This window comes from Paenibacillus sp. 37 (assembly GCF_008386395.1).
GTDB classification, from domain to species: domain Bacteria; phylum Bacillota; class Bacilli; order Paenibacillales; family Paenibacillaceae; genus Paenibacillus; species Paenibacillus amylolyticus_B.
Genome location: NZ_CP043761.1, coordinates 1,431,030 through 1,449,263, shown reverse-complemented (window position 1 = coordinate 1,449,263; position 18,234 = coordinate 1,431,030). Strand labels below are relative to the sequence as shown.

20 protein-coding genes are annotated in these 18,234 nt (G+C 48.6%); 2 read left to right on the top strand and 18 right to left on the bottom strand.

Annotated features, from left to right (window positions below; genetic code table 11):
• Positions 1 to 3: 3 nt before the first annotated feature.
• The 10 genes from F0220_RS06355 to F0220_RS06310 form a co-directional block, all read right to left on the bottom strand.
• On the bottom strand, positions 4 to 459 hold the full coding sequence (locus F0220_RS06355) for a DUF2634 domain-containing protein (RefSeq protein WP_105600724.1): 456 nt from the start codon (positions 457 to 459) through the stop codon (positions 4 to 6).
• A complete protein-coding gene (locus tag F0220_RS06350) occupies positions 452 to 862 on the bottom strand; it encodes a hypothetical protein (RefSeq protein WP_105600726.1) in 411 nt (136 codons plus the stop codon). Before F0220_RS06350 ends, F0220_RS06355 begins: the two co-directional genes overlap by 8 nt.
• Positions 855 to 1,844 (bottom strand): XkdQ/YqbQ family protein, encoded by a 990-nt coding sequence (locus tag F0220_RS06345; RefSeq protein WP_105600728.1) that lies wholly within the window; start codon positions 1,842 to 1,844, stop codon positions 855 to 857. Before F0220_RS06345 ends, F0220_RS06350 begins: the two co-directional genes overlap by 8 nt.
• Positions 1,841 to 2,473 (bottom strand): LysM peptidoglycan-binding domain-containing protein, encoded by a 633-nt coding sequence (locus F0220_RS06340; RefSeq protein ID WP_105601088.1) that lies wholly within the window; start codon positions 2,471 to 2,473, stop codon positions 1,841 to 1,843. The genes F0220_RS06345 and F0220_RS06340 overlap by 4 nt, the downstream gene beginning before the upstream one ends.
• A 56-nt stretch (positions 2,474 to 2,529) precedes the next feature.
• The gene (locus F0220_RS06335) at positions 2,530 to 4,269 is read right to left on the bottom strand and encodes a hypothetical protein (protein ID WP_105600729.1); all 1,740 of its coding nucleotides are present in this window, start codon (positions 4,267 to 4,269) and stop codon (positions 2,530 to 2,532) included.
• A 182-nt stretch (positions 4,270 to 4,451) separates the two neighbouring features.
• On the bottom strand, positions 4,452 to 4,886 hold the full coding sequence (locus F0220_RS06330) for a phage tail assembly chaperone (RefSeq protein ID WP_017690174.1): 435 nt from the start codon (positions 4,884 to 4,886) through the stop codon (positions 4,452 to 4,454).
• Between the two features lie 174 nt (positions 4,887 to 5,060).
• Positions 5,061 to 5,468: a phage tail tube protein gene (locus F0220_RS06325; protein ID WP_105600731.1), complete on the bottom strand. Its 408-nt coding sequence runs from the start codon at positions 5,466 to 5,468 to the stop codon at positions 5,061 to 5,063.
• A 151-nt stretch (positions 5,469 to 5,619) separates the two neighbouring features.
• Entirely contained in the window at positions 5,620 to 7,083 is a 1,464-nt protein-coding gene (locus F0220_RS06320; protein ID WP_105600733.1) for a phage tail sheath subtilisin-like domain-containing protein, read from the bottom strand.
• A complete protein-coding gene (locus F0220_RS06315; RefSeq protein ID WP_105600734.1) occupies positions 7,083 to 7,283 on the bottom strand; it encodes a YqzN/YkzM domain-containing protein in 201 nt (66 codons plus the stop codon). The genes F0220_RS06320 and F0220_RS06315 overlap by 1 nt, the downstream gene beginning before the upstream one ends.
• A 250-nt stretch (positions 7,284 to 7,533) precedes the next feature.
• Positions 7,534 to 8,457, bottom strand: coding sequence for a hypothetical protein (locus F0220_RS06310; RefSeq protein ID WP_146117096.1), 924 nt, complete (start codon positions 8,455 to 8,457; stop codon positions 7,534 to 7,536).
• Between the two features lie 437 nt (positions 8,458 to 8,894).
• Here F0220_RS06310 and F0220_RS06305 point away from each other — a divergent pair, with 437 nt between their 5' ends.
• Entirely contained in the window at positions 8,895 to 9,239 is a 345-nt protein-coding gene (locus F0220_RS06305; RefSeq protein ID WP_181155530.1) for a YfjL-like protein, read from the top strand.
• 4 nt (positions 9,240 to 9,243) lie between these two features.
• Here the strand turns inward: F0220_RS06305 and F0220_RS06300 are convergent, their stop codons facing one another.
• Positions 9,244 to 11,094 carry a DUF4127 family protein gene (locus F0220_RS06300; RefSeq protein WP_105600739.1) on the bottom strand — a complete coding sequence of 617 codons (1,851 nt, stop codon included), beginning with the start codon at positions 11,092 to 11,094 and terminating at the stop codon, positions 9,244 to 9,246.
• Positions 11,095 to 11,438: 344 nt separating this feature from the next.
• Between F0220_RS06300 and F0220_RS06295 the strand changes: the two genes are divergently transcribed.
• Entirely contained in the window at positions 11,439 to 11,921 is a 483-nt protein-coding gene (locus tag F0220_RS06295) for a hypothetical protein (protein WP_091015510.1), read from the top strand.
• A gap of 95 nt (positions 11,922 to 12,016) precedes the next feature.
• Here F0220_RS06295 and F0220_RS06290 read toward each other — a convergent pair whose 3' ends face one another.
• From F0220_RS06290 to F0220_RS06260, 7 genes are all read right to left on the bottom strand, one after another.
• Complete coding sequence (locus F0220_RS06290; protein ID WP_105600741.1) at positions 12,017 to 12,976, bottom strand: hypothetical protein; 960 nt, start codon at positions 12,974 to 12,976, stop codon at positions 12,017 to 12,019.
• 121 nt (positions 12,977 to 13,097) lie between these two features.
• Complete coding sequence (locus F0220_RS06285; protein WP_105600743.1) at positions 13,098 to 13,733, bottom strand: VOC family protein; 636 nt, start codon at positions 13,731 to 13,733, stop codon at positions 13,098 to 13,100.
• Positions 13,730 to 14,191 carry a VOC family protein gene (locus F0220_RS06280; protein WP_223199862.1) on the bottom strand — a complete coding sequence of 154 codons (462 nt, stop codon included), beginning with the start codon at positions 14,189 to 14,191 and terminating at the stop codon, positions 13,730 to 13,732. Before F0220_RS06280 ends, F0220_RS06285 begins: the two co-directional genes overlap by 4 nt.
• Positions 14,192 to 14,235: 44 nt before the next feature.
• Positions 14,236 to 14,811 (bottom strand): NADPH-dependent FMN reductase, encoded by a 576-nt coding sequence (locus tag F0220_RS06275; RefSeq protein WP_036611439.1) that lies wholly within the window; start codon positions 14,809 to 14,811, stop codon positions 14,236 to 14,238.
• Between the two features lie 187 nt (positions 14,812 to 14,998).
• A complete protein-coding gene (locus F0220_RS06270; RefSeq protein WP_091015515.1) occupies positions 14,999 to 15,733 on the bottom strand; it encodes a response regulator in 735 nt (244 codons plus the stop codon).
• A gap of 18 nt (positions 15,734 to 15,751) precedes the next feature.
• Positions 15,752 to 17,464 (bottom strand): GAF domain-containing sensor histidine kinase, encoded by a 1,713-nt coding sequence (locus F0220_RS06265; protein WP_223199861.1) that lies wholly within the window; start codon positions 17,462 to 17,464, stop codon positions 15,752 to 15,754.
• 55 nt (positions 17,465 to 17,519) lie between these two features.
• Positions 17,520 to 18,002, bottom strand: a complete 483-nt coding sequence (locus tag F0220_RS06260; RefSeq protein WP_017690187.1) for an ArpU family phage packaging/lysis transcriptional regulator — start codon at positions 18,000 to 18,002, stop codon at positions 17,520 to 17,522.
• Positions 18,003 to 18,234: the final 232 nt, after the last annotated feature.

Here is an 18,234-nt window from a genome sequence, read left to right as displayed (position 1 = left end):
CCGTCAGATCACCTCACTTTCCAGAATAAACATCTCTTCCTGCACACTCGCCACCCGGCACGAGAACATGCACTGTTCCCGATTCCAATCGAACGCAAACTGGTCTACCAAATCCGTGCGTGGATCAGCCAGCAACGTCTCCGTCACCATCCGAGTAATCTCACTTTCCATCACACCTCGGCTATCACTCTGCCCCACCAGATCCTCCAGCTCCGAACCATAGTTCCGGGAATAGATCACATGTCTGTACCGCGGCGTTTTCACAGCCTTAATGCACCACTGCACCCAAGCTTCATGTCCACCAGCCCCGGCAACTTTGCCACTTGGGGTCAGCACAAAATCCCCTGCGTCGTAATCAAATCGCCAACTTCGTCCAAAGCGCACCTCTTCCGATGCCGCCCCTGACAGATCTTCTTCATCTCCCCAGACCACACCCGTTTCCGGGAACAAACTAGGCATGCGCACTCACCACCTTACACAGCACCACAATGTCATTACCGCCATTCACCCGCATCGCCAGTACGCGATCTCCCGCTTTTAATCCTTTACCAAGAGACCACACCGCTTCTTCCACTTCCTCTTCTTGCAAAAGAAACCGTCCCGTGCCCGTCGTACCGCCATTTGCCACGTCAGGTATACCCGAGATCGCGCCAGCAGTCTCGCGCTCCGGCAGTCCAAGCGTGCCCGGCAACTCGGCCACGAGATAATCCTGCACCTCGTGCTTGAAATCATCCAGTTTCACGCCGGATGAGGTCATCGTACCCAATACCGCGCCCATGCCGCTCACGGCCTGACGAGAATGTGTACTCATCGCTCCCCGCATGACGTCGGCAAAATGCCCATACGGATCATCTTTATTCAAGGTAATACCTCCTTTTCACCATCTCAGCTGTACCCAGTTCCAACGTCATCGTTCCAGGCCCGGCAGACAGATCACGGCTGACCGACATGACAATTAGCCTCAGTCCTTTTAACAACACTGCGTCTCCAGCGCGGATCGTATTCACATCCGGTGCGGATATTGTAAAGGTCTCCTGAATACCTGTCAGCTTGCTTTTTGCCAGTTTCTTGGCGGCGGCAGCTGTTTTTATCTGATCGTCCTCGATCAGTTTTTGCAACGTACCTAGCTGCTCCGTATCCCCTTGCTCAATCGCAAGTACTTTCGAAGGCACCTCTTTGCCACTACCGCCGGACTCAGACGCTGCCATCACTTTTACTTTCGTGATCGCTCCTTCAAGCGTACGCATCTGGGTCAGATCAATCAGTCGATCCAGCTCATAGACCTTCGCATTACTTCCGATCTGGAAGAGCTGCAACCCGCCGGGTGTCATCCGTGGATGATACATGTCTCCCCCGGACTTGGCCGTTTCTTTCAGATCGGCAAATATCATCGCAAATATGGTCTGCGACCGATACACCGCCTTACCCAGCTTGGTCTTGATCTCCGGCAGAGCAGCCAGAGGAATTTTCCATTCCTTGGCGTACGCTTTAAGCCGCTGTACAGCGGTCTGATCCTTCGGCAGTAGGAATTCGTCCTCTGATTTCTCCAGATAGATCATCCGGTCGTACACCGTGAGGGACAGCCGCTTGGTGCCGCTGTTCGAGCTTTCCACCTCCCAGATGACCGCAGGATGCAGCAAGTGAACCATGGATTTTTCGCCAAAAGGAACCCCGCTAATCCGCACCGCCATGCCGGGTGAAATCGAAGGCAAACCGGAATAGGCAGATACGGCCAACCGGATGTTGGCCTGATATGCAATCTGGTCCAGCGAGTCCTTCAGCGTAATTGTCTCCACCAGCTTGGTGACGTCATATTTGTCATCGACAATGACCTTGTAGGTCATGGCATCACCAGCTTTTGTCCGGGCTTGATCCGGTTTGGATCACTGCCAATGATTTTCGTATTGAGCTTGTAAATCTCGTTCCATTTGGAACTATTTCCGAGTTCAAGCTTAGCTATTTTGGACAAAGAATCCCCGGCTTTGACGGTGTACGTCTTGCTACCTTTTTTCAGATCGGTACGTGAACCGGACTTGCTTGCGGCTGCCCCTGAACCCACCTTTTCCACTTTGGAATCCCGCCAGGTTCGCAGGGTCAGGTCGAAATAAATATCTCCCGTCTCCCCGCCGCGAAAGCTCGAATTAAGCGAAACAAGAAATACAGGAACGTTTACTCCGGTTTCGGAGATGATGAAACGCAGTGGCTTTTTGGATATGAGAAAAGTGTTCAACACATTCATCGCCACGCGTGGATCCAGAAAATATTTTTCATCCATGCAATAGGACGGATCATATCGTTTTGGAAAAAAAGAAGAGAAGGTGATCTCCTTCACCTTCTCCCCTTGTGCAAAATCAAACTCGCCATGCTCCAACATATTGACCGTTTCATATCCCTTAGATCTGGAAATATTAACTTCTTCAGGGTTTACCGGAAATTGAAATGGAGTATTGCCATCCTTCAACGTAAATGACATTTTGTTAGGACCAACTTTATCTTCAAGTACAGACATATCTGCGGCCTCCTTTCTGCTTAGGCCATAATCGTTTTGCGATTTTGCATCGCGCGGCGGAACTCGTTAGAGATCCGTTGCCCCACCTGGTGAGAAACTGCGTCATAATCAATTGCGTTCTCACGAACCGTCACCTGTACCGTTCCCGGTGCAATATTTATCGCAATCTGATTGGTAGTTTCGGTTTTGAAATCCTTCAAGTATCCGGACAGACTGCTCATCTGATCTTCAGATATCTGTACGGTCATCGTGGACGATTTTCCATTGGTCTGCGCACCGTTACCAAGCGCCATCGCTTGGTTCTGCATCATGCTTGTTCCCATGAATCCAGCAGAGGTAGGTTGACCGACCTTGCTGTTCATATATGCGGCTGGGCCTGTTATGGTCAGTGCAGGTGGCATATAGGCAGGTGCCATCTGCGGGCCTGTTGGTACTTGCGACGGTGCAGCTACTGTTGCTGCCGAGACCGTCTTTTCTTCTTTTTTGGAACCAAAGCCGAAGAAACTGGATATGCCATCGGTGATTTTTTTTGTTTTCTCAGAGACGTAATCCGCTGCACCCGATAAAGCATCACCTACACCCTCGGTAGCACTAGACATAAAGTTTCCAATATCCTTCGCTTTGTCTCCAATCCAGCCGCCTGCTGCACTTCCGGCCCAACCACCTACTGCACCACCAACCCATGTCCCGATGCCAGGCAAAAGAACGCTACCGATGGCGCTACCAATCGCAGTACCTGCTGTGCCGCCAATCATAGAACCTACAGCTCGGCCACGTTCTTCCGGTGGTGCTGTCGCTACATTTGCCACATCAGCAAGCATGCTGATGGGTCCGAGTAGCCTTTTAGCACCTTTCGCAAAGCCACCACTTAAATTATCCATCAATCCGTTACCAGCCAGCATGTCGGTTAAAGATCCCAATCCACCATCCGCAAATCCTAATCTACCGCTTCCTCGTATTCTTCTACCGCCTCCCCTATTACGGTTGCGATCGGCCGGAGGAGTTGGAGTATCAGGTACAGGATTGGGTACTGGAGATGGGCCCCGATTCGAACGATTACTAGACATTCTACCCCTTCGGTAATTTCGTCTTCCACGATCTGATCCACCACCATCCGCATTCGGTGAACGAACTCTACGGTTTTTGCCCATCTTTCCACCTGTGCAACAGCAGCATTTGGATGCTGGACTTCTGGTTGGATCTGATGCAGGACTTTCTTCTTTTTTCTTTTTGAACAATTTAAAAATATCTCCTACATTAAAGGCTGCATCCTTCAAATCATTGAATGCTTGGACCGCTGCAAGTACGTTTTCCCACCACTTTTTAGGTTCTTCTTCCTTCGTATTGTTAGTAATGTTTTTGTTGTTCTGGATCATGACAGCCATAGTTGGGCCAGTTGGCCCAACTTTGCCCATCGCCACTTCGATCTTCTGCCGAACCTCAAGCGATACTGTTCCCGAAGCCGTCACCATCTGGTCCCTGAAACTGTTCAGTTTCGCCCATGCGCGATCCAGTGCCGGACTCAGCTTATCAATCAACCCAATCGTCGGTGTGATTCGCAGCCTGCTGATTCGCACAGCCATACTATAAATATGCTCCAACCTGCGTCCAGTCGTTCTCAATTCATTGTTCACCTTAATCAGACTCTGATAACGAACTCTGCCCAGACGTTCCGTTGAGCGCTGAATCTGATCCAGATATCGAAGGGTTGTCCGCATTTCCGCATTGGATTTGGATAGACCTACAATCATTTCTGCCATTTTTTCACCTCCTGTCTTATATCGTTATCGATTCATTTGCGAAGTTATCGCTGACATCTCCTCTTCCGAGAACGCAATTAACAGCGAGCGCTCCCCGCGTGGCAAAGACCAGAACTCTCCGGGCCGGAGATGATGACGTACCCACATGTGATACAGGAACGTAGTCATCCCGCCGGAGTGAATCAGTTTTTTAGGTCTTCAATCTCCACACCGAAGCCGGACAGCTCCAGCACTTTATCACCTACGGCATCCAATTCACCAGCGAGCAACATACGACGTACCGCCTGTTCGCCACCGGATAGCTTCATGCGGCCGGTAATACGGGTGTCCCCCCAGCCGGACAATTCCAGGCTGCGAACTTTCAATTTAACCGTTGCTTCAGAAATGAGCAGTGCGTTAAACGTTTCGGTGTCCACCTTTTCCTCGGTGCGGCCTTTGGTCGTTTTTCGAATGGTACAGCGTTCGCGAATGTGATCCACTTTGGAGGATGTCAATCCACGCAAGGTCAACAGCAGATCCAGACGCTGAATACGCACATTCTCCTCTGGCAAACGTTCTGCTGCTTCAAACAACTGATCCAAAATCTGTTCTTCGGACATATTTTCATTCATACTCATCTGGGGTTATCTCCTTCTTGTTTCACGAATGGGTTCATCTATGCCATCTTCCAAGCCTTGTAGAGACAACAAAGAGACCGAGATCATCTCGGCCCGCAATGTGTTCATACTATATGAAGTAACTATGCAAACACACTTGAGCAAACCAGCTCAAACACGTGTCTATTTCAAAACTTAGTTCGCCACAATCGGATTCAGTAACTCAAATCCTTCAAACGTAAAGCCCGTTTCCTCCGGTACTTCCTCACCCGCTGTCCAGTTGGCAAGCTGAATTTTGTCCACCATGCAACCTTTCAGCAGTACACTCTCATGTCCATATGATTCAGGGTCGTTCAGCTTCGAAATGATCTCGAATTTGGTGAAGCCGCGCAGGATCATATCCGAAGTGACTTTGTAGCCCGTCATCGTGCCTGTTCCTTTTTTTGCGCCGTTTTTGTGCACCTTCCAGTCGTTACCGACCAGGTTCAGCTCACGCTTTTCAATCTCCACACTCGCTTCCAGCTTGTTAATGTTTGTCTGCCACACACCATCGATATGCAGCTGACCATGGGTACCGAGAATTACTCTTGACGCATCCAACATATATTTTCCTCCTTGGGTTGGTTGAACTAATAAATATTACACGGTATAACTCCGCAGTCAGAACAATCTTCCGATCGCTGTTATCGTGTAAAGCATCAGTTCAACGTATAGTAATTATTTTAGAAGAACAGTTCTTTCCTTCCACACAACCTTATTGCACGTAAAATGTACCAAACAACTGCTCCATTACATCGGTCAGCTTCACATTCCATTGCAGGAATACCTGATCTGCCTCCGGTTTGAGAACTGGTGCAGCACCATAATACGCCGGGTCAAGAATGACATCATAACCGTCAGCTTCAATCACATTGCTCTGTGCGAGCAGCGCCAAATAGGCCTTCATGGCACTAATCAGTGCCTGACGTCCCTCTTCGGTATTGTTTACTTTACCGATATACGTATCTTCCGCGGAGCGTTGCAGATCCGTGTTGATGGCGTCCAACACACGAATGGAACGAATTTTTTTCCAAGCATTATTCTGTCCAGCGGCCGGGGTTACGAGTGTGTTTACACCGCGAAGTGCTTTCACCTGACGTCCATCATGGAAGAAAATAAATACGCCGTTCTGTACCGCCTGCTCCTGTTCTGCACGCGTCCAGCGACGTGTCACATCATCGAACGGCGTAGCTGCATAGGTGGTGGATTGGTTCAGACGTTGTCCGGCGATGAGACCTGCAACATAGGCGGATGTTTCCGCCGAACTGTAGAATGCATCTCCAAGGCGCACGCCTGTACCGACATTAATCACACCTTCATGGTTGAGCGCAAGTGAACGCGCTGCTGCTTTTTGTGCTGCTGTAGCAGAGGTATCATCCGCTGCGGAACCGCCAAATACAGCCATCACCGGCTTGCCTTCACCACGCACACGTTTCACCCATGCCGCAAAGCTCGCAAGCAAAGGTGCATCAGCCGCCTGATCCAAAGCCAAAACGTCGAATTGCTCCCCTTCCAGTGCACCCTGCACAGCAATGTATTCCGCATTGGTTAGGTCATCATTACCACTTACGCCGCCTTTGAGTGCCGCACCCGCAACAGTTGCAACTACACCTGCACCATCGCCAATCGCCTGCGCTGTCACCCAGACATTTCGTTCATCCGCGTTAATCTCTTTTGCCAGAGAAGCTGCTGTAATATCCGCTGTCAGGAGCGCATACAACATCCGGTTACCTTCAAAAAGGCGCACTTCATGTTTCGTATTATCAATCACACCTGGCTGGATGGTGACGTAGAATCCATTTGCACGATCCCCCGGATACTTCGCATCCAGTTGCAGCACATTGGCATCACTGCTGTCCTTCAAAGATAGCGTAGCTGCTTTGGCCGCAGCACTTGCTACCCGATAAGCGAGCAACTTCTTCGGCCCACCCAACAGGGCGAGCTTCAAGGACGTATAAGCCGTACCGTTGTCCAGCACATTCGCCCCATAGATACGTTCAATCGCCGCTTCGCTCCCTACTTCAACAAAAGTCCCTACAGGACCCCAGTTGGCCTTGATTGGCACAACGACCGTTCCCCGCGTACCCGCTTGAATGGCTGAGGATGCTGCCGCCTGAAAATTCATATATAAGCCCGGAAGGACCGGACGATTCGTTTGTTCCCAAGTTCCACCTGCCATTATTCCTTCACCTTCGCTTTCATAAATTGGTTAATTTGTTCTTGCGTTTCTTCAATGGAAAACGTCTCTTGCGCCGCTTCGTACAGCGCACCGTACAGCACCTCTGCCTTAACGGCAAAGAGGGCTTCTGCATGATTCATCAGTTCTGCCCTTGTATACCGCGGGGCGGTCTGTTTGTTTTTTTTCACTGAGCTTGCCATTGCCATCTCACCTCATTTGTTGGACTACTAATTTCGTGAAACGCTGATCTTATCACTATGATTTTCGAGCTACGAGCTACAAACTTGAAGCTTTAATTCTAATCTTGGAACTTTAACCTTTAAGTTTGATCTATGAATTTTTGATCCTATGAACCTATGAATATGAAGCTATAATGTTGAAGCTAGATCTATCATCTCAAAGCTATAATCTGAAACCACGTTTAATAGACGGTTCCTCTGGGCTCAACTTTTACTCCATGCCTTTGGTATGGTGAATCTCACGAATCAAAGGCACATTTGTACCCGGACGACGAATCCGCTGCTGTAGTGTCAGACGAATCTGTCCGTTCAGATAGGCATCCGCCTGTAAATCTGCTGTGACTTCATCCACTGTGATATATCGTGTGTTACCTTCGTGCTCTTCGCCATCCTTTTCAGTGATGGCAAGACGAGATTGCACTGCAAGTTGCCGGGCCAACCGAGTAACGGTCTGACGTGTTAGTACTGGATGATCGGTGAGCACATGCCCAATCCACTGTTGCCGAACCTCCAATGCTGAAGTGCCCGCCACAGACGTGCTGCATCCGGCCAATCGCCATAATACAGACGGCGTATCGTATCCACCGGGCCAGACATCACCATATACCGACCAGTCCGAGCCAAGCTCGTGCTGTGTCCATCGTTGAAGCGTAGCTAACCACGCGTCCTCTGTTTCAACGAGAGTATTTCCCGAGTCTTCGGGAACATACACTCCGAATCGCAGACTACGCGTAAGCATGCCAGATCCTGCATCCACCCGATCGCTATCTGAAGAACCCAGATAGATGCAAGTGAAGGCTCCACCTTCTTCGTCAATCCACCTTACCTGATGCAACCCTTCGATTAACTGGGCTGACCAAGCTTCCACTTGTTCTGCGCCGCCATCTTCCGGACGAACGTATGGTGAAATTTTAATGATCCGTCGATATCCCGCCCAGGCAGACTTCGGCACTTCTTCAGCAAACGCAACCACTGCACAAGGGCCCGCCAACACTTCGCCTGACGCAGGTACATCCAGCACACGACCATCCCAATCTGGAACAAGTACCGCGAGCTTCTGTTTCAGCGTTTTTTTAATGAGCGTACTCACTTTACTAGTACTCACGGCAGTGCTAATTTCATTTCTCATAGACACATTCATTTCGCCCCCTTTGGCTGCAAGTTTGAGATCTGCCCACACGATGCAGCGACAGTGCAGCAGCAGTAGACTCCCCCTTTTAACTCAGAGTCTGTATGCTATCGAACCATTACCGGGACTACTTCACCGCATCAAAAAGACCGGCCATTTGGCCGGTCTGTACATTAGCGTATGTGCTTTCGGTGCGTCCCTTGTTATTGATCCGATAATACAATCTTACACCCTTTCATCCCTAGCGCGGATGGTGTTCCGTACGACTTCGGTGCGATTAAGGGAGTCGTTCGGGTGGAAAAAAGACGATTCTGGAATCATCCTTAAAAGGATACCTAAGTAAGCATTAAAATTAAGAACAAATAATTGATAAATTTATCCAAATATATTAATATTTCATTATCAAATTCGTTGCCACTTACTTAAAACAGAGAGGAATGCCAATGAGTAAAACATTCAAGATCACTTCACTTGTCGTCTTATCATTTATACTCGGGATATCCTGCTGGGCTTATTTCGGACTGCTTGGTAATCCGCTCAAGAAAAATGATGCTGAACAACAGGTAACCACTTACCTGATCGAACAGAAAGGTTACTCTCCCGAACAGCTTATCGAAGTAAAAGGGACTTACTCCTCAAAAAGTTCTGAAGCACCTTACGGTGCCTCAGTAACATTCGCAGATGAACTCGAAGCGAAGTACCAATACATCATTTATAACAACGGCGAGATTAAGCAGTACAGTCATACCAGTGATGATCCCAAACATGAGGAGCCCATGGTGAGATAACAGTTTAGTTCAGCGTAACCTTCGGATTCAATGTGATCTCAAATGCACGGCCCCAGATGAAATCCGGATTCGCATATTCCAACAGCGCACTGCCATATGTGGCATAGGACAATTCGTCATTACAGATCTGCTTAATCGCCACATTGCCTGACTGGAAGGCTGTTTTATTCGCAAGCGCCGTGGTATACGTCTGCATCAAATCACGCAGCAATGTTTGCAAATGGGCATAGTCTTCCTCTGAGTTAAACAGCAACATATTTTGATCCGAAAGGGTAGCCACGTTGGTATACAGCGCATGGGCTCGGGAATACGTGCGGATCTCCGCAATCGCTACCGCTTTGTAGTAATAATCCTTCAGGAAACGCTTAAACAACAGTGAGCCATGTGCATTCATTGCATCACGCAACTTATGCTCATGCTTCTCTGTTGTGATCAACGCGTACCTCGACTGTCCCATGCCTACAGCAATACCGATTTTGTTACCTGGTGTATTCCAAGCACTGTAACCCAGAACCCGTCCGGTATATGGACTGTTGAGCAACGCTTCAGCAACATCAACATTGGCTGGTCCTTTCCCCACAAAATCAATCAACACCGAAGGCAGGCCTTGTTCCCCATTCAGCGTCAATTGTTCCAACGCAGCCTGCACCTGATCCAGAGCCGTAATCGCAATAATCTCAATGTCGATGCTTGTGTTCTCCCCGGAATTACCCGGGTGACCCTTGGTCATACGATCCAGTTCGGAAGCCATATCAAATGGAACAACTTGCTCGACTGATACAGCCACCAGCTGTTCATTATCCACACTAGTCATCGGATCCGTCACCACCTCCGGTTCAGGATATGCCGAATCCACCACAAGCACACCGCCCACAATATCCACGTGACGAACCACATTCTCGTGTACATCCATGTACTCATACGTGTTAATGATGGTATTGCCGTGAGGACCAAAATATTTCACGCCGTAACGTGTCTTCGCCCCACCTCGGAACAACTGGTTAGCCATGCGAGCAACCAAAGCGTGCCCCAGACCATCTGCATCCGGCAGAATGATAGCACGATCCGGATTTTGCCCATTGGTTCCACCCAACCAGTCATTGATCCGCGCTTCTACATATTTGATTTCATTGATCTGAACCCCCTGCGTGTTGGCATCGTCAACACCAACTGCAAGGAAATCGATATAACCTGTGCGAGCCAGCTGCTCCAAAATGTACAGATTTGTTTTGAATTTATGCTGTCTTGTGTTGTAATACTGTTCTTTATCAAAATAGGTCGTTATCCCATACTCCACTCCATCCGGGGACAGGTTATATCCTTGAATAATATCTTCAAATTCGGTGTATGTCTGACGCGGCTGCTGCATCAACGCACGGGACTCATTATATGCGTCGAGCGCCAAGCCATCTGCAAACGAGGTTGTAGCCAAACGCATGATGGTATCCATTACAAATACGGGTTTGCGTGGATATTTTTGCTTGATCACGCGGATCACGTCCAGCAAACGAGTGGTCTCATCATCATATTCAGGATAGGCGCCTCCTCCATCTTCGCGGAGTTGACGACTGCCAATCAGACCGCCATAAGCTAGCATATCGGATGAGATAATGAATCCGTCGACCTTGGCAGCATGTTTCAGAATAAAGTCGTGAATCTTGGACGGTTTGCCATAAACCGGCGCGGAGGTGCCGAGCAGCGTTGTGCCATCTACGGTTTTCTCCGAATCCAGACGATTCTTAATATCACTCAGGTTCGGTGTAACGATATGGATACCGGCTGCTTTCCCTTGCACAATCACATCATCCAGATTCGCTGGACGATCATCCAGTGGAACATACAATACTGTTTTCATATCACGTAGCCTCCTGTTATCTGTTTAGTCTTTAATACCCGATCAGGGCAAGGATGCAATCACCGAATTAAAAAACCGGTCCCCTGGCCGGCTGTACGTTAGCGTATGAGCTGTCGGTGTGTCTGCCTTGCTGCTGATCCGATAATACCATTTTACCTCCTTTGCCCACTCGTGCTGATGGTAAACGGGATGAATTACGCCTGAATGTGGTCGTCTCTATGGCGGTTAAATGCCGATTTCTCGCGAGAAACTCCTATCGATAGTCCAACCAAACCCATCCTGATGATGTTTATATGACATAAGTAGCTTTCAAATCCTACAAACAATAAAGGATGGATATGACCATGAAAAAGAGGTATTTCTTCTATCTTTGGATTGCTGTCACCAGTTATATGGCGGGCCCCGCTATGTATGCGTTGGCGATGTACATCTTATATCAGGAAACAGATGTTATAACAACATCTCTCATTGGGTGGACCGCGGCAACATTCTTATCTGTGGGTATCCTGTTTATCCTGATCACAGTCATCATGCTACGAGTGTTCAACATCTATTATTTCTGGCTGCAAACCCTGCTCTTCGAGTTGTTTTTCCTTGTGCTCGTCTATATGACCACTGTTCTTCTTGGGGCTGGCAACAGGGGACTGCCCAAGCTGTCCTTTCTATTTACACCCGAAGGCATCTCCTTATGGATGTTCTGGGGGAGTATTGCACTTATGAGCTCCTGGGGAATATGGGCAGCGCGTCAGCCCGTACGAAAATCACCATACATGCTGGTGTCCAGAGTCATGCTGATCCTGTTTATCCTTGAAATTTGGCCCCGTTAAACAGGTACAGGATGCCCACAATTCGGTAGACCAGAATAATGTCTAGAAGGGGTGTCCGTCATGACGGACACCCCTTCTGAAATGTATGTTTTATCTCACGCGATGATATAACGAAAGTTCTCCCATGTTTCTGGTACGGGCTCCCCGTTCTTGGCATGATGATAGAAGCTGAACGGGAATTTGAACACATGACCTCCGTTCCAGTCACGGGAACGTCTGTCGGTGAGCCAGTATTCCAGTTCATGAGGGAGCGCCACTGATCGTTCCGCCCGTTCCAGTGGAAGCAGGTCTACGGGTGATTGCAATGTCGGCATCGCCTGTTCAATATCCACATCTCGGCTTAAGCGTAGTGCCTTCACCATGGTAAGGAAAGGCGGAATGCCTTTGTGGAATAATGCCGGATAACCCAATTCATATAATATGTTAAGCGCATGTCCATAGGTCAGCATATGACCGATCAGATCATGATGCGCTTCCGCGTGATAGATAGTCTGGAAAGCAACAAGCTCATCCAGAATCAGACGTGACAACTGAACTGGATCTTCAATATCAGGGAAACCATCGCTTTTTTCCGGCTTGAGACTGCGAATTTCTTTCATCGTTGTGTTCATCCAAGATCTTCCCGGGATGGTTCGATCGAATGAATCGATCAGTTCAACCAGCCGACCAATATCCTCCGCAGTGCCCCATCCATCCAGTTCGCGAATAGCTTTCAGACTGATTGCCCCGTAGATGGCCTGGTGTCCAATCCAGTGCAGTTCTCCAATCGTTCGATCCAATGCGTCCGTAATACGCGCTTCGGCATCTTTCTTGGGCATCATCTCACCAATCGGAGAGGTCTGACCAGGGCTGATTCCATGCTGGCGAAGCATGGCTTTTGCTTCGGCCGTAACACTGCCAGCGGCAAGGGCAGTGAGACGATTTTCCCGTACCCAAAAATATGCCGCAATTGCACCCGCTCCATAATGGGCGTGCCACAGATCTCCTGTACGTTCCCGACTGGAAACGATAATCGCAAGTCCATCTTCCAACAAACGTCGATCCAAGCTTGCCACCACCCTTCATCATATGTAAGCCCATCAGAGAAACTACCCTGGAATGAATAAATAAAGCGTTTACTTCTATAACATGATGGAATTGCTCCACATATGCCCGTTTTGCCCCGGAATGCAAAGTTTAGCCAATTCGAAGCTTGCCCACCCCACGGATGGATACTTCCAGCGGATAAATCTCTGCTTTTTGCGTAGAGAAAAACCACGTCCGATCCTTCTTCACCACAATAAATAAACCATGTACATCTCCTACAGGAGCAAAGGTATCACTAACCTCACCCCAGCGCGTGAGTCCAATCCGCTGAAGCTCATTCACCGTAGACAGAACATCCTCCGTCACTAGGCCAATCTCACACACCTGTAATATATCTTGAGTCGAGAAGTCATGGTCACTCTCGTTTTGAATACGATGATGAGCAATCAGCTCAATAATATTGCCTGCCGGATCTTCGAAATAGAGAGAATGAGAGTTCCAGTTAGTAGAGTACGTCTCATCCCGATCTCCTTCTCTGCTTAAAACAACACGTGATGCAGCCCACTGCTTCGCTTGCTTGAACCGATTCGTCGGAATCGACCAGGCCACATGATAAAAGGGCTCACGATCTGTTTCACACGGTTTGAAAATCATCTTTGTCCCTCCAACCTCCAGGTTGAAAGCCTGATCTGTCGCATTGGACACCTCCATTCCCAACGTATCACGATAAAAATGCTTGAGGTCCTCCAGCCGTGTTGTATATAACTGTAATTCTTCAATCATCATACAGTCTTCTCCTGCATCTCCTCCCACTGACTCCACGGCACCATGCCAAGTTCAGGCTTCGCTTCATCCGGGAGCATGGCGATGAATTCAAGCAAATGACCATCCGGATCGTTAAAATATACAGATACCGCAGGCATCCAGCCGAAGACGTACAGTTCACCGATATCATCATTCAGGAAGTTCTGTGTCTTGATCCCTTTGTTCTCCAAGTGAGCCACCGCATGTTTCATATCCTCCAGAGATACATGAAAAGCAAAGTGTTGACGTTTCACCTCGGAAGGTTCCTTTTGCCACAATCCCAGCATGGCGTTGCCTTTTCCACCAATCCAGTAGAAGGAGTTTCCGCGTTCTTTCTGCCCATAGGCATGGCGTAAACCCAGGACCGTTTCATAGAAATGATGGGATCTCTCCAGATCCGTCACGTTTAGATGTGTTTCAAATATGCCTGTAATCATCATGCTCAACCTCTTTTCCTTTTCCGATTTTTCATCTTCGTTTGTTCTCAACTCATGGTTGAATTCCGCGCATTCGTTAACGTCTGGGCCAGATTTAAAAACGATCCAATGACCCGTTGCACCCGGTCCTCTATATCCTGACTGCCTTCGTACTCTTCGTATCCGTCAAAGGTCGCTTCGAATCGTCTGCGTTGCGCACCACCAATGGATATCCACTCCTGGGCATTAATGCCATGCAGATTGCGAACAATTGCCTGCAGTTGTAAAAGGGAACTTACCCCCACCGCTCCACCAGAGGAGCTGATGGACAGGACCGGCTTACCGCTGAAATGAGCCTGACTCAGGTGATCCAGTGCATTTTTGAGCACACCACTTATACTGCCGTGATACTCTGGTGTAGACAGGATGATTGCATCAGCCGCGAGCATACGTGTATTCAAATCTGCCAGATGTTCATGATCCGCTTGTTTTTCATCTGGCGCGTAGAATGGAAGTGGTGTCTGATACAGATCAAACAGGCTGGCCTGATGTCCCTGACCTCGAATAATCTCCACAGCATACTCTCCCAGACGTGTACTGGTTGCATTGTTCCGATTGCTTCCTGCCAAAATAACAATATTCATTCATGTCACTCTCCTTGGTTTTTAATAATTCAAACTCTCATGTTTCAACCGATCTGTTATTTCTACTCTTATCTTACCTTTCTTTTGCATCCAAATCGTCAGCAGATAGACTTAACTTGAAATACCAAAAAACTCAACCTTTAGGTTGAGTTTATACGACTTAAGTATGAAGATATGGCGGAAATGGTCAGACGACCCAACCGTTTCTTACGGCGTGAAGAGCCGCTTGCGTCCGATCCGCCAGACCCAGTTTGTCGAGCAGATGACTAACATGGGTTTTGACCGTTTTTTCGGTAATGACCAATTGAACCGCAATTTCCTTGTTGCTCAGCCCTTGAGCAATCAGTCCCAAAACCTCTTGTTCACGGCGAGTGAGCATATCCAGACCACCTAGGGATGCTTCAGTGGATTTCTTCGTCTGCTTAAGCTCTTGGAATTGACTATCTGCTGACCGATCTGTCGGTATATACTGTGGTTGCTGTTCATTTATAGACCAATCGGATGAAGCCATCACATGCATCAATTGACCTGCTGCGGCGGGATGCAATTCTACCCGACCTGCATGCACATTGCGAATGGCCACAGCCAGATCCTCCGGTTCAATATCTTTGAGCAGATACCCCTTCACCCCTGCACGCACAGCAGGAACCACATGATCCTGATCGGAAAACGATGTGAGTACAATAATTCGCGTTGCTGGCATTAATGTGCGCAGTCGTCTGGCTGTTTCGATTCCGTCCATAATCGGCATATGCAGATCCATTAATACCACGTCAGGTTTTAACGCTTCCGCCTGCGATAGTGCTTCCTGCCCGTTCGATGCTTCGCCCACAACCTTCATGTCTTGCTGTGTGGTCAAAAAAACGTGCAAACCTCTTCTCACCATCGCATGATCATCTGCGAGCAAAATCGTAATCGGCATCTCTTCTTCCCCCTGACTTTATACAGATTCGAACGGAAGTGGAATGACTGCCGTTACCGTTGTTCCCTTACGGGAAGAACTCACTATTTCTAAGCTGCCTCCGAGCGATTGAGCCCGTTCCTTCATAATGGACAGGCCCAGGGAGCTTCCAGACGACGCTTTTGGCCTGTTCGCACCACCTTTTCCCTGATCTGTGACGGTGAACACCACTTCATGATTACTTAACTTGAGGGTGACCTCAGCAGAAGGAACATCAGCGTGTTTCCGTACATTATTCAGCGCTTCCTGTCCGATTCGCCACAATGCTTCTTCTATATTACGCGGTAAAGACCGCATTCCCGTCCGATTCATCACCACTTGAAGCCCCTGGCTGGTGCCGTATTCCTGTAGCGCATGGAGCAACCCTGCTTCCAGTCCCGCGGGACGGAGCTGCATAATCAATGCGCGCATTTCCTTGAGCGCCTCCTGAGACAAAGCCCGAATATCCTTCATCGCTTCCGTTGCCGGGTGCAACTGCTCAGAGCCGGATAACATACTTTCCGCGCCTTTAGCAGTTAACGATAGTGAAAATAAAATCTGATTAACCGAATCATGCAGATCGCGAGCCAAACGGTTTCTCTCTTCCATTCGTGCAAGTTCGCGGCGATTCTCCGCCAGCTTCAGACTCTCCCATGAGGCAGCAATATGTTCGGCCAATGCCTCCAGCACTTCACGGTCCTCCTGCGCAGGACCTGATGTTCCTATTCCGATCACCAGAATTCCCATTTCCCCTGGCGTATGGTATGGAAGGGGAGCAGCAATTCCCGAGGCAATGGAATTCATAGCCTCGTCAGGCTTGCATAGGTTAAATATCTCAGCGATCTCTGTCCCAGACAGTGATGTTACACGATGACAATTGATTAGTTGGTTAATGTGGCTCGCCGCTTCTGAAGAGCCCAGCGCAATTGATAACGTTCGAACCTTATCATCCGCATAGGCTGCCTGCAAGACGAACATTCCGTTTTTCTGCTGAATAATTGTAGCAAAAGGCCAATCATAATGCTGCCCAAGCAGCTGTACAACTTTTAAAGAAAAAGCATCCGAATTGCTGCATTCGTTCACTGCAAGACCCAAAGCTGTGCTGAACTCCCCCAGCTTGGCATACAGATCAGCTCGTCGCTGCTCCGCGCGATACAATCTCATCCGCTCTACCGCACTACCAATCTGGTACGCCACGCCCTGTAACAGCGCCAGTTCACTGTCGCTGAAATGTTCCTTGGCTGGCGCAGCCACGTTGAGCAGGCCGAGCATCTTCTCACCTGACCTTAACGGGACGGTTGCATGGTGGGTAATATCATGGGTATCTCCCCATTGGAATTCCACCGCATCCTCCAACCGTTTACAGTTAATGATGTTGACCGCATGATTGAGTTCACCGTCCTTAAAGCGGTTCACACACCAGCAGGTCCCCGTTCGCATGGGCTCCTTATCTTTACGCAGTAATGCCGGAGGCAGATTGTAATCCGAAACACAGGTATAGTCTCCACGTTCATTAATCAGAAACATCCAGCCTGCCGTTAATCCGGTCAACTCCAGTAATTTGCCGACCACGGTATCCAGCATTAAGTTCAGATCATTGGAGGTATTGAGCGTTTCCGCGATTGTCTTCAACGTGACCATTTCCTGCATTCCGACTTCTTCCGTCATGGCAGACTTCTCTCCTTTGGCTGATGCCAACTGTGGTTTGTTCAACTATTGTAACCAATCCACCTTGGATATTAAAGGATCAACTTCTTCAATCGCTCACTCAGCCCAGCTTCTGTCGCTCTTTGCGGGACACAGACAAAGGCTCCATATTAATCAGACCTCGATCTGACAAAGCTAGCGCCATTTTGTAGAAAGCACGTGTACGAATCTTCGTATACGTATCCTTGCTGACAGGCGGATCAAACACATGGTTATACACTTTATAGTCAAACACATCATCGTCTTTCAGATATCGTTCACAGACGAGTACACGTTCCTTTTCACTCAGGCGGGACACCACAAAATCAATCGTATCGCAGTATGCCTGACGCGCACGCTGCACATCAACATTGTAAATCGCCGTTCTGGCCGTGGAATCCCCCGTCACATTGGTTGCACCGTGGAAACGCTCGGCATAACTTGCCGTCACCATAACCTCTCGTTCTTCAAATGCAATGGTCTTATAAATGCGGTATTTTTCCAGCGCAGCCTCAACAGCTGTTTGCGTTTTACGTCGGTCCAATTCGGGCAGCATCAATTCCATATTTATCTTCCTCCTTTAGTGTTCTTTACTCCATTCATATCTCTCACTCTATCGTTCACGTCATGTTGTTTTGCCATCGTACTTTGCACGATGGCAAAACGCTCTTATTCATAGAGTTGTCCAGTTTCCAAAATAAATAACGACATGTCTCCAATTTCCCGCTGTTGCCTTTTGGAATCACTCCAAATCGGTATAGTCCGGGGAATTCCCTTCTTCAAAGGGTGATTTCTTA

Bases quoted from the DNA above. Each gene is read 5' to 3' on its own strand.
- F0220_RS06355 (WP_105600724.1), bottom strand. From the start codon at position 459: ATGCCTAGTTTGTTCCCGGAAACGGGTGTGGTCTGGGGAGATGAAGAA.
- F0220_RS06345 (WP_105600728.1), bottom strand. From the start codon at position 1,844: ATGACCTACAAGGTCATTGTCGATGACAAATATGACGTCACCAAGCTG.
- F0220_RS06340 (WP_105601088.1), bottom strand. From the start codon at position 2,473: ATGTCATTTACGTTGAAGGATGGCAATACTCCATTTCAATTTCCGGTA.
- F0220_RS06335 (WP_105600729.1), bottom strand. From the start codon at position 4,269: ATGGCAGAAATGATTGTAGGTCTATCCAAATCCAATGCGGAAATGCGG.
- F0220_RS06330 (WP_017690174.1), bottom strand. From the start codon at position 4,886: ATGAGTATGAATGAAAATATGTCCGAAGAACAGATTTTGGATCAGTTG.
- F0220_RS06325 (WP_105600731.1), bottom strand. From the start codon at position 5,468: ATGTTGGATGCGTCAAGAGTAATTCTCGGTACCCATGGTCAGCTGCAT.
- F0220_RS06320 (WP_105600733.1), bottom strand. From the start codon at position 7,083: ATGGCAGGTGGAACTTGGGAACAAACGAATCGTCCGGTCCTTCCGGGC.
- F0220_RS06315 (WP_105600734.1), bottom strand. From the start codon at position 7,283: ATGGCAAGCTCAGTGAAAAAAAACAAACAGACCGCCCCGCGGTATACA.
- F0220_RS06305 (WP_181155530.1), top strand. From the start codon at position 8,895: ATGAGTAAAACATTCAAGATCACTTCACTTGTCGTCTTATCATTTATA.
- F0220_RS06300 (WP_105600739.1), bottom strand. From the start codon at position 11,094: ATGAAAACAGTATTGTATGTTCCACTGGATGATCGTCCAGCGAATCTG.
- F0220_RS06295 (WP_091015510.1), top strand. From the start codon at position 11,439: ATGAAAAAGAGGTATTTCTTCTATCTTTGGATTGCTGTCACCAGTTAT.
- F0220_RS06285 (WP_105600743.1), bottom strand. From the start codon at position 13,733: ATGATGATTGAAGAATTACAGTTATATACAACACGGCTGGAGGACCTC.
- F0220_RS06280 (WP_223199862.1), bottom strand. From the start codon at position 14,191: ATGATGATTACAGGCATATTTGAAACACATCTAAACGTGACGGATCTG.
- F0220_RS06275 (WP_036611439.1), bottom strand. From the start codon at position 14,811: ATGAATATTGTTATTTTGGCAGGAAGCAATCGGAACAATGCAACCAGT.
- F0220_RS06270 (WP_091015515.1), bottom strand. From the start codon at position 15,733: ATGCCGATTACGATTTTGCTCGCAGATGATCATGCGATGGTGAGAAGA.
- F0220_RS06260 (WP_017690187.1), bottom strand. From the start codon at position 18,002: ATGGAATTGATGCTGCCCGAATTGGACCGACGTAAAACGCAAACAGCT.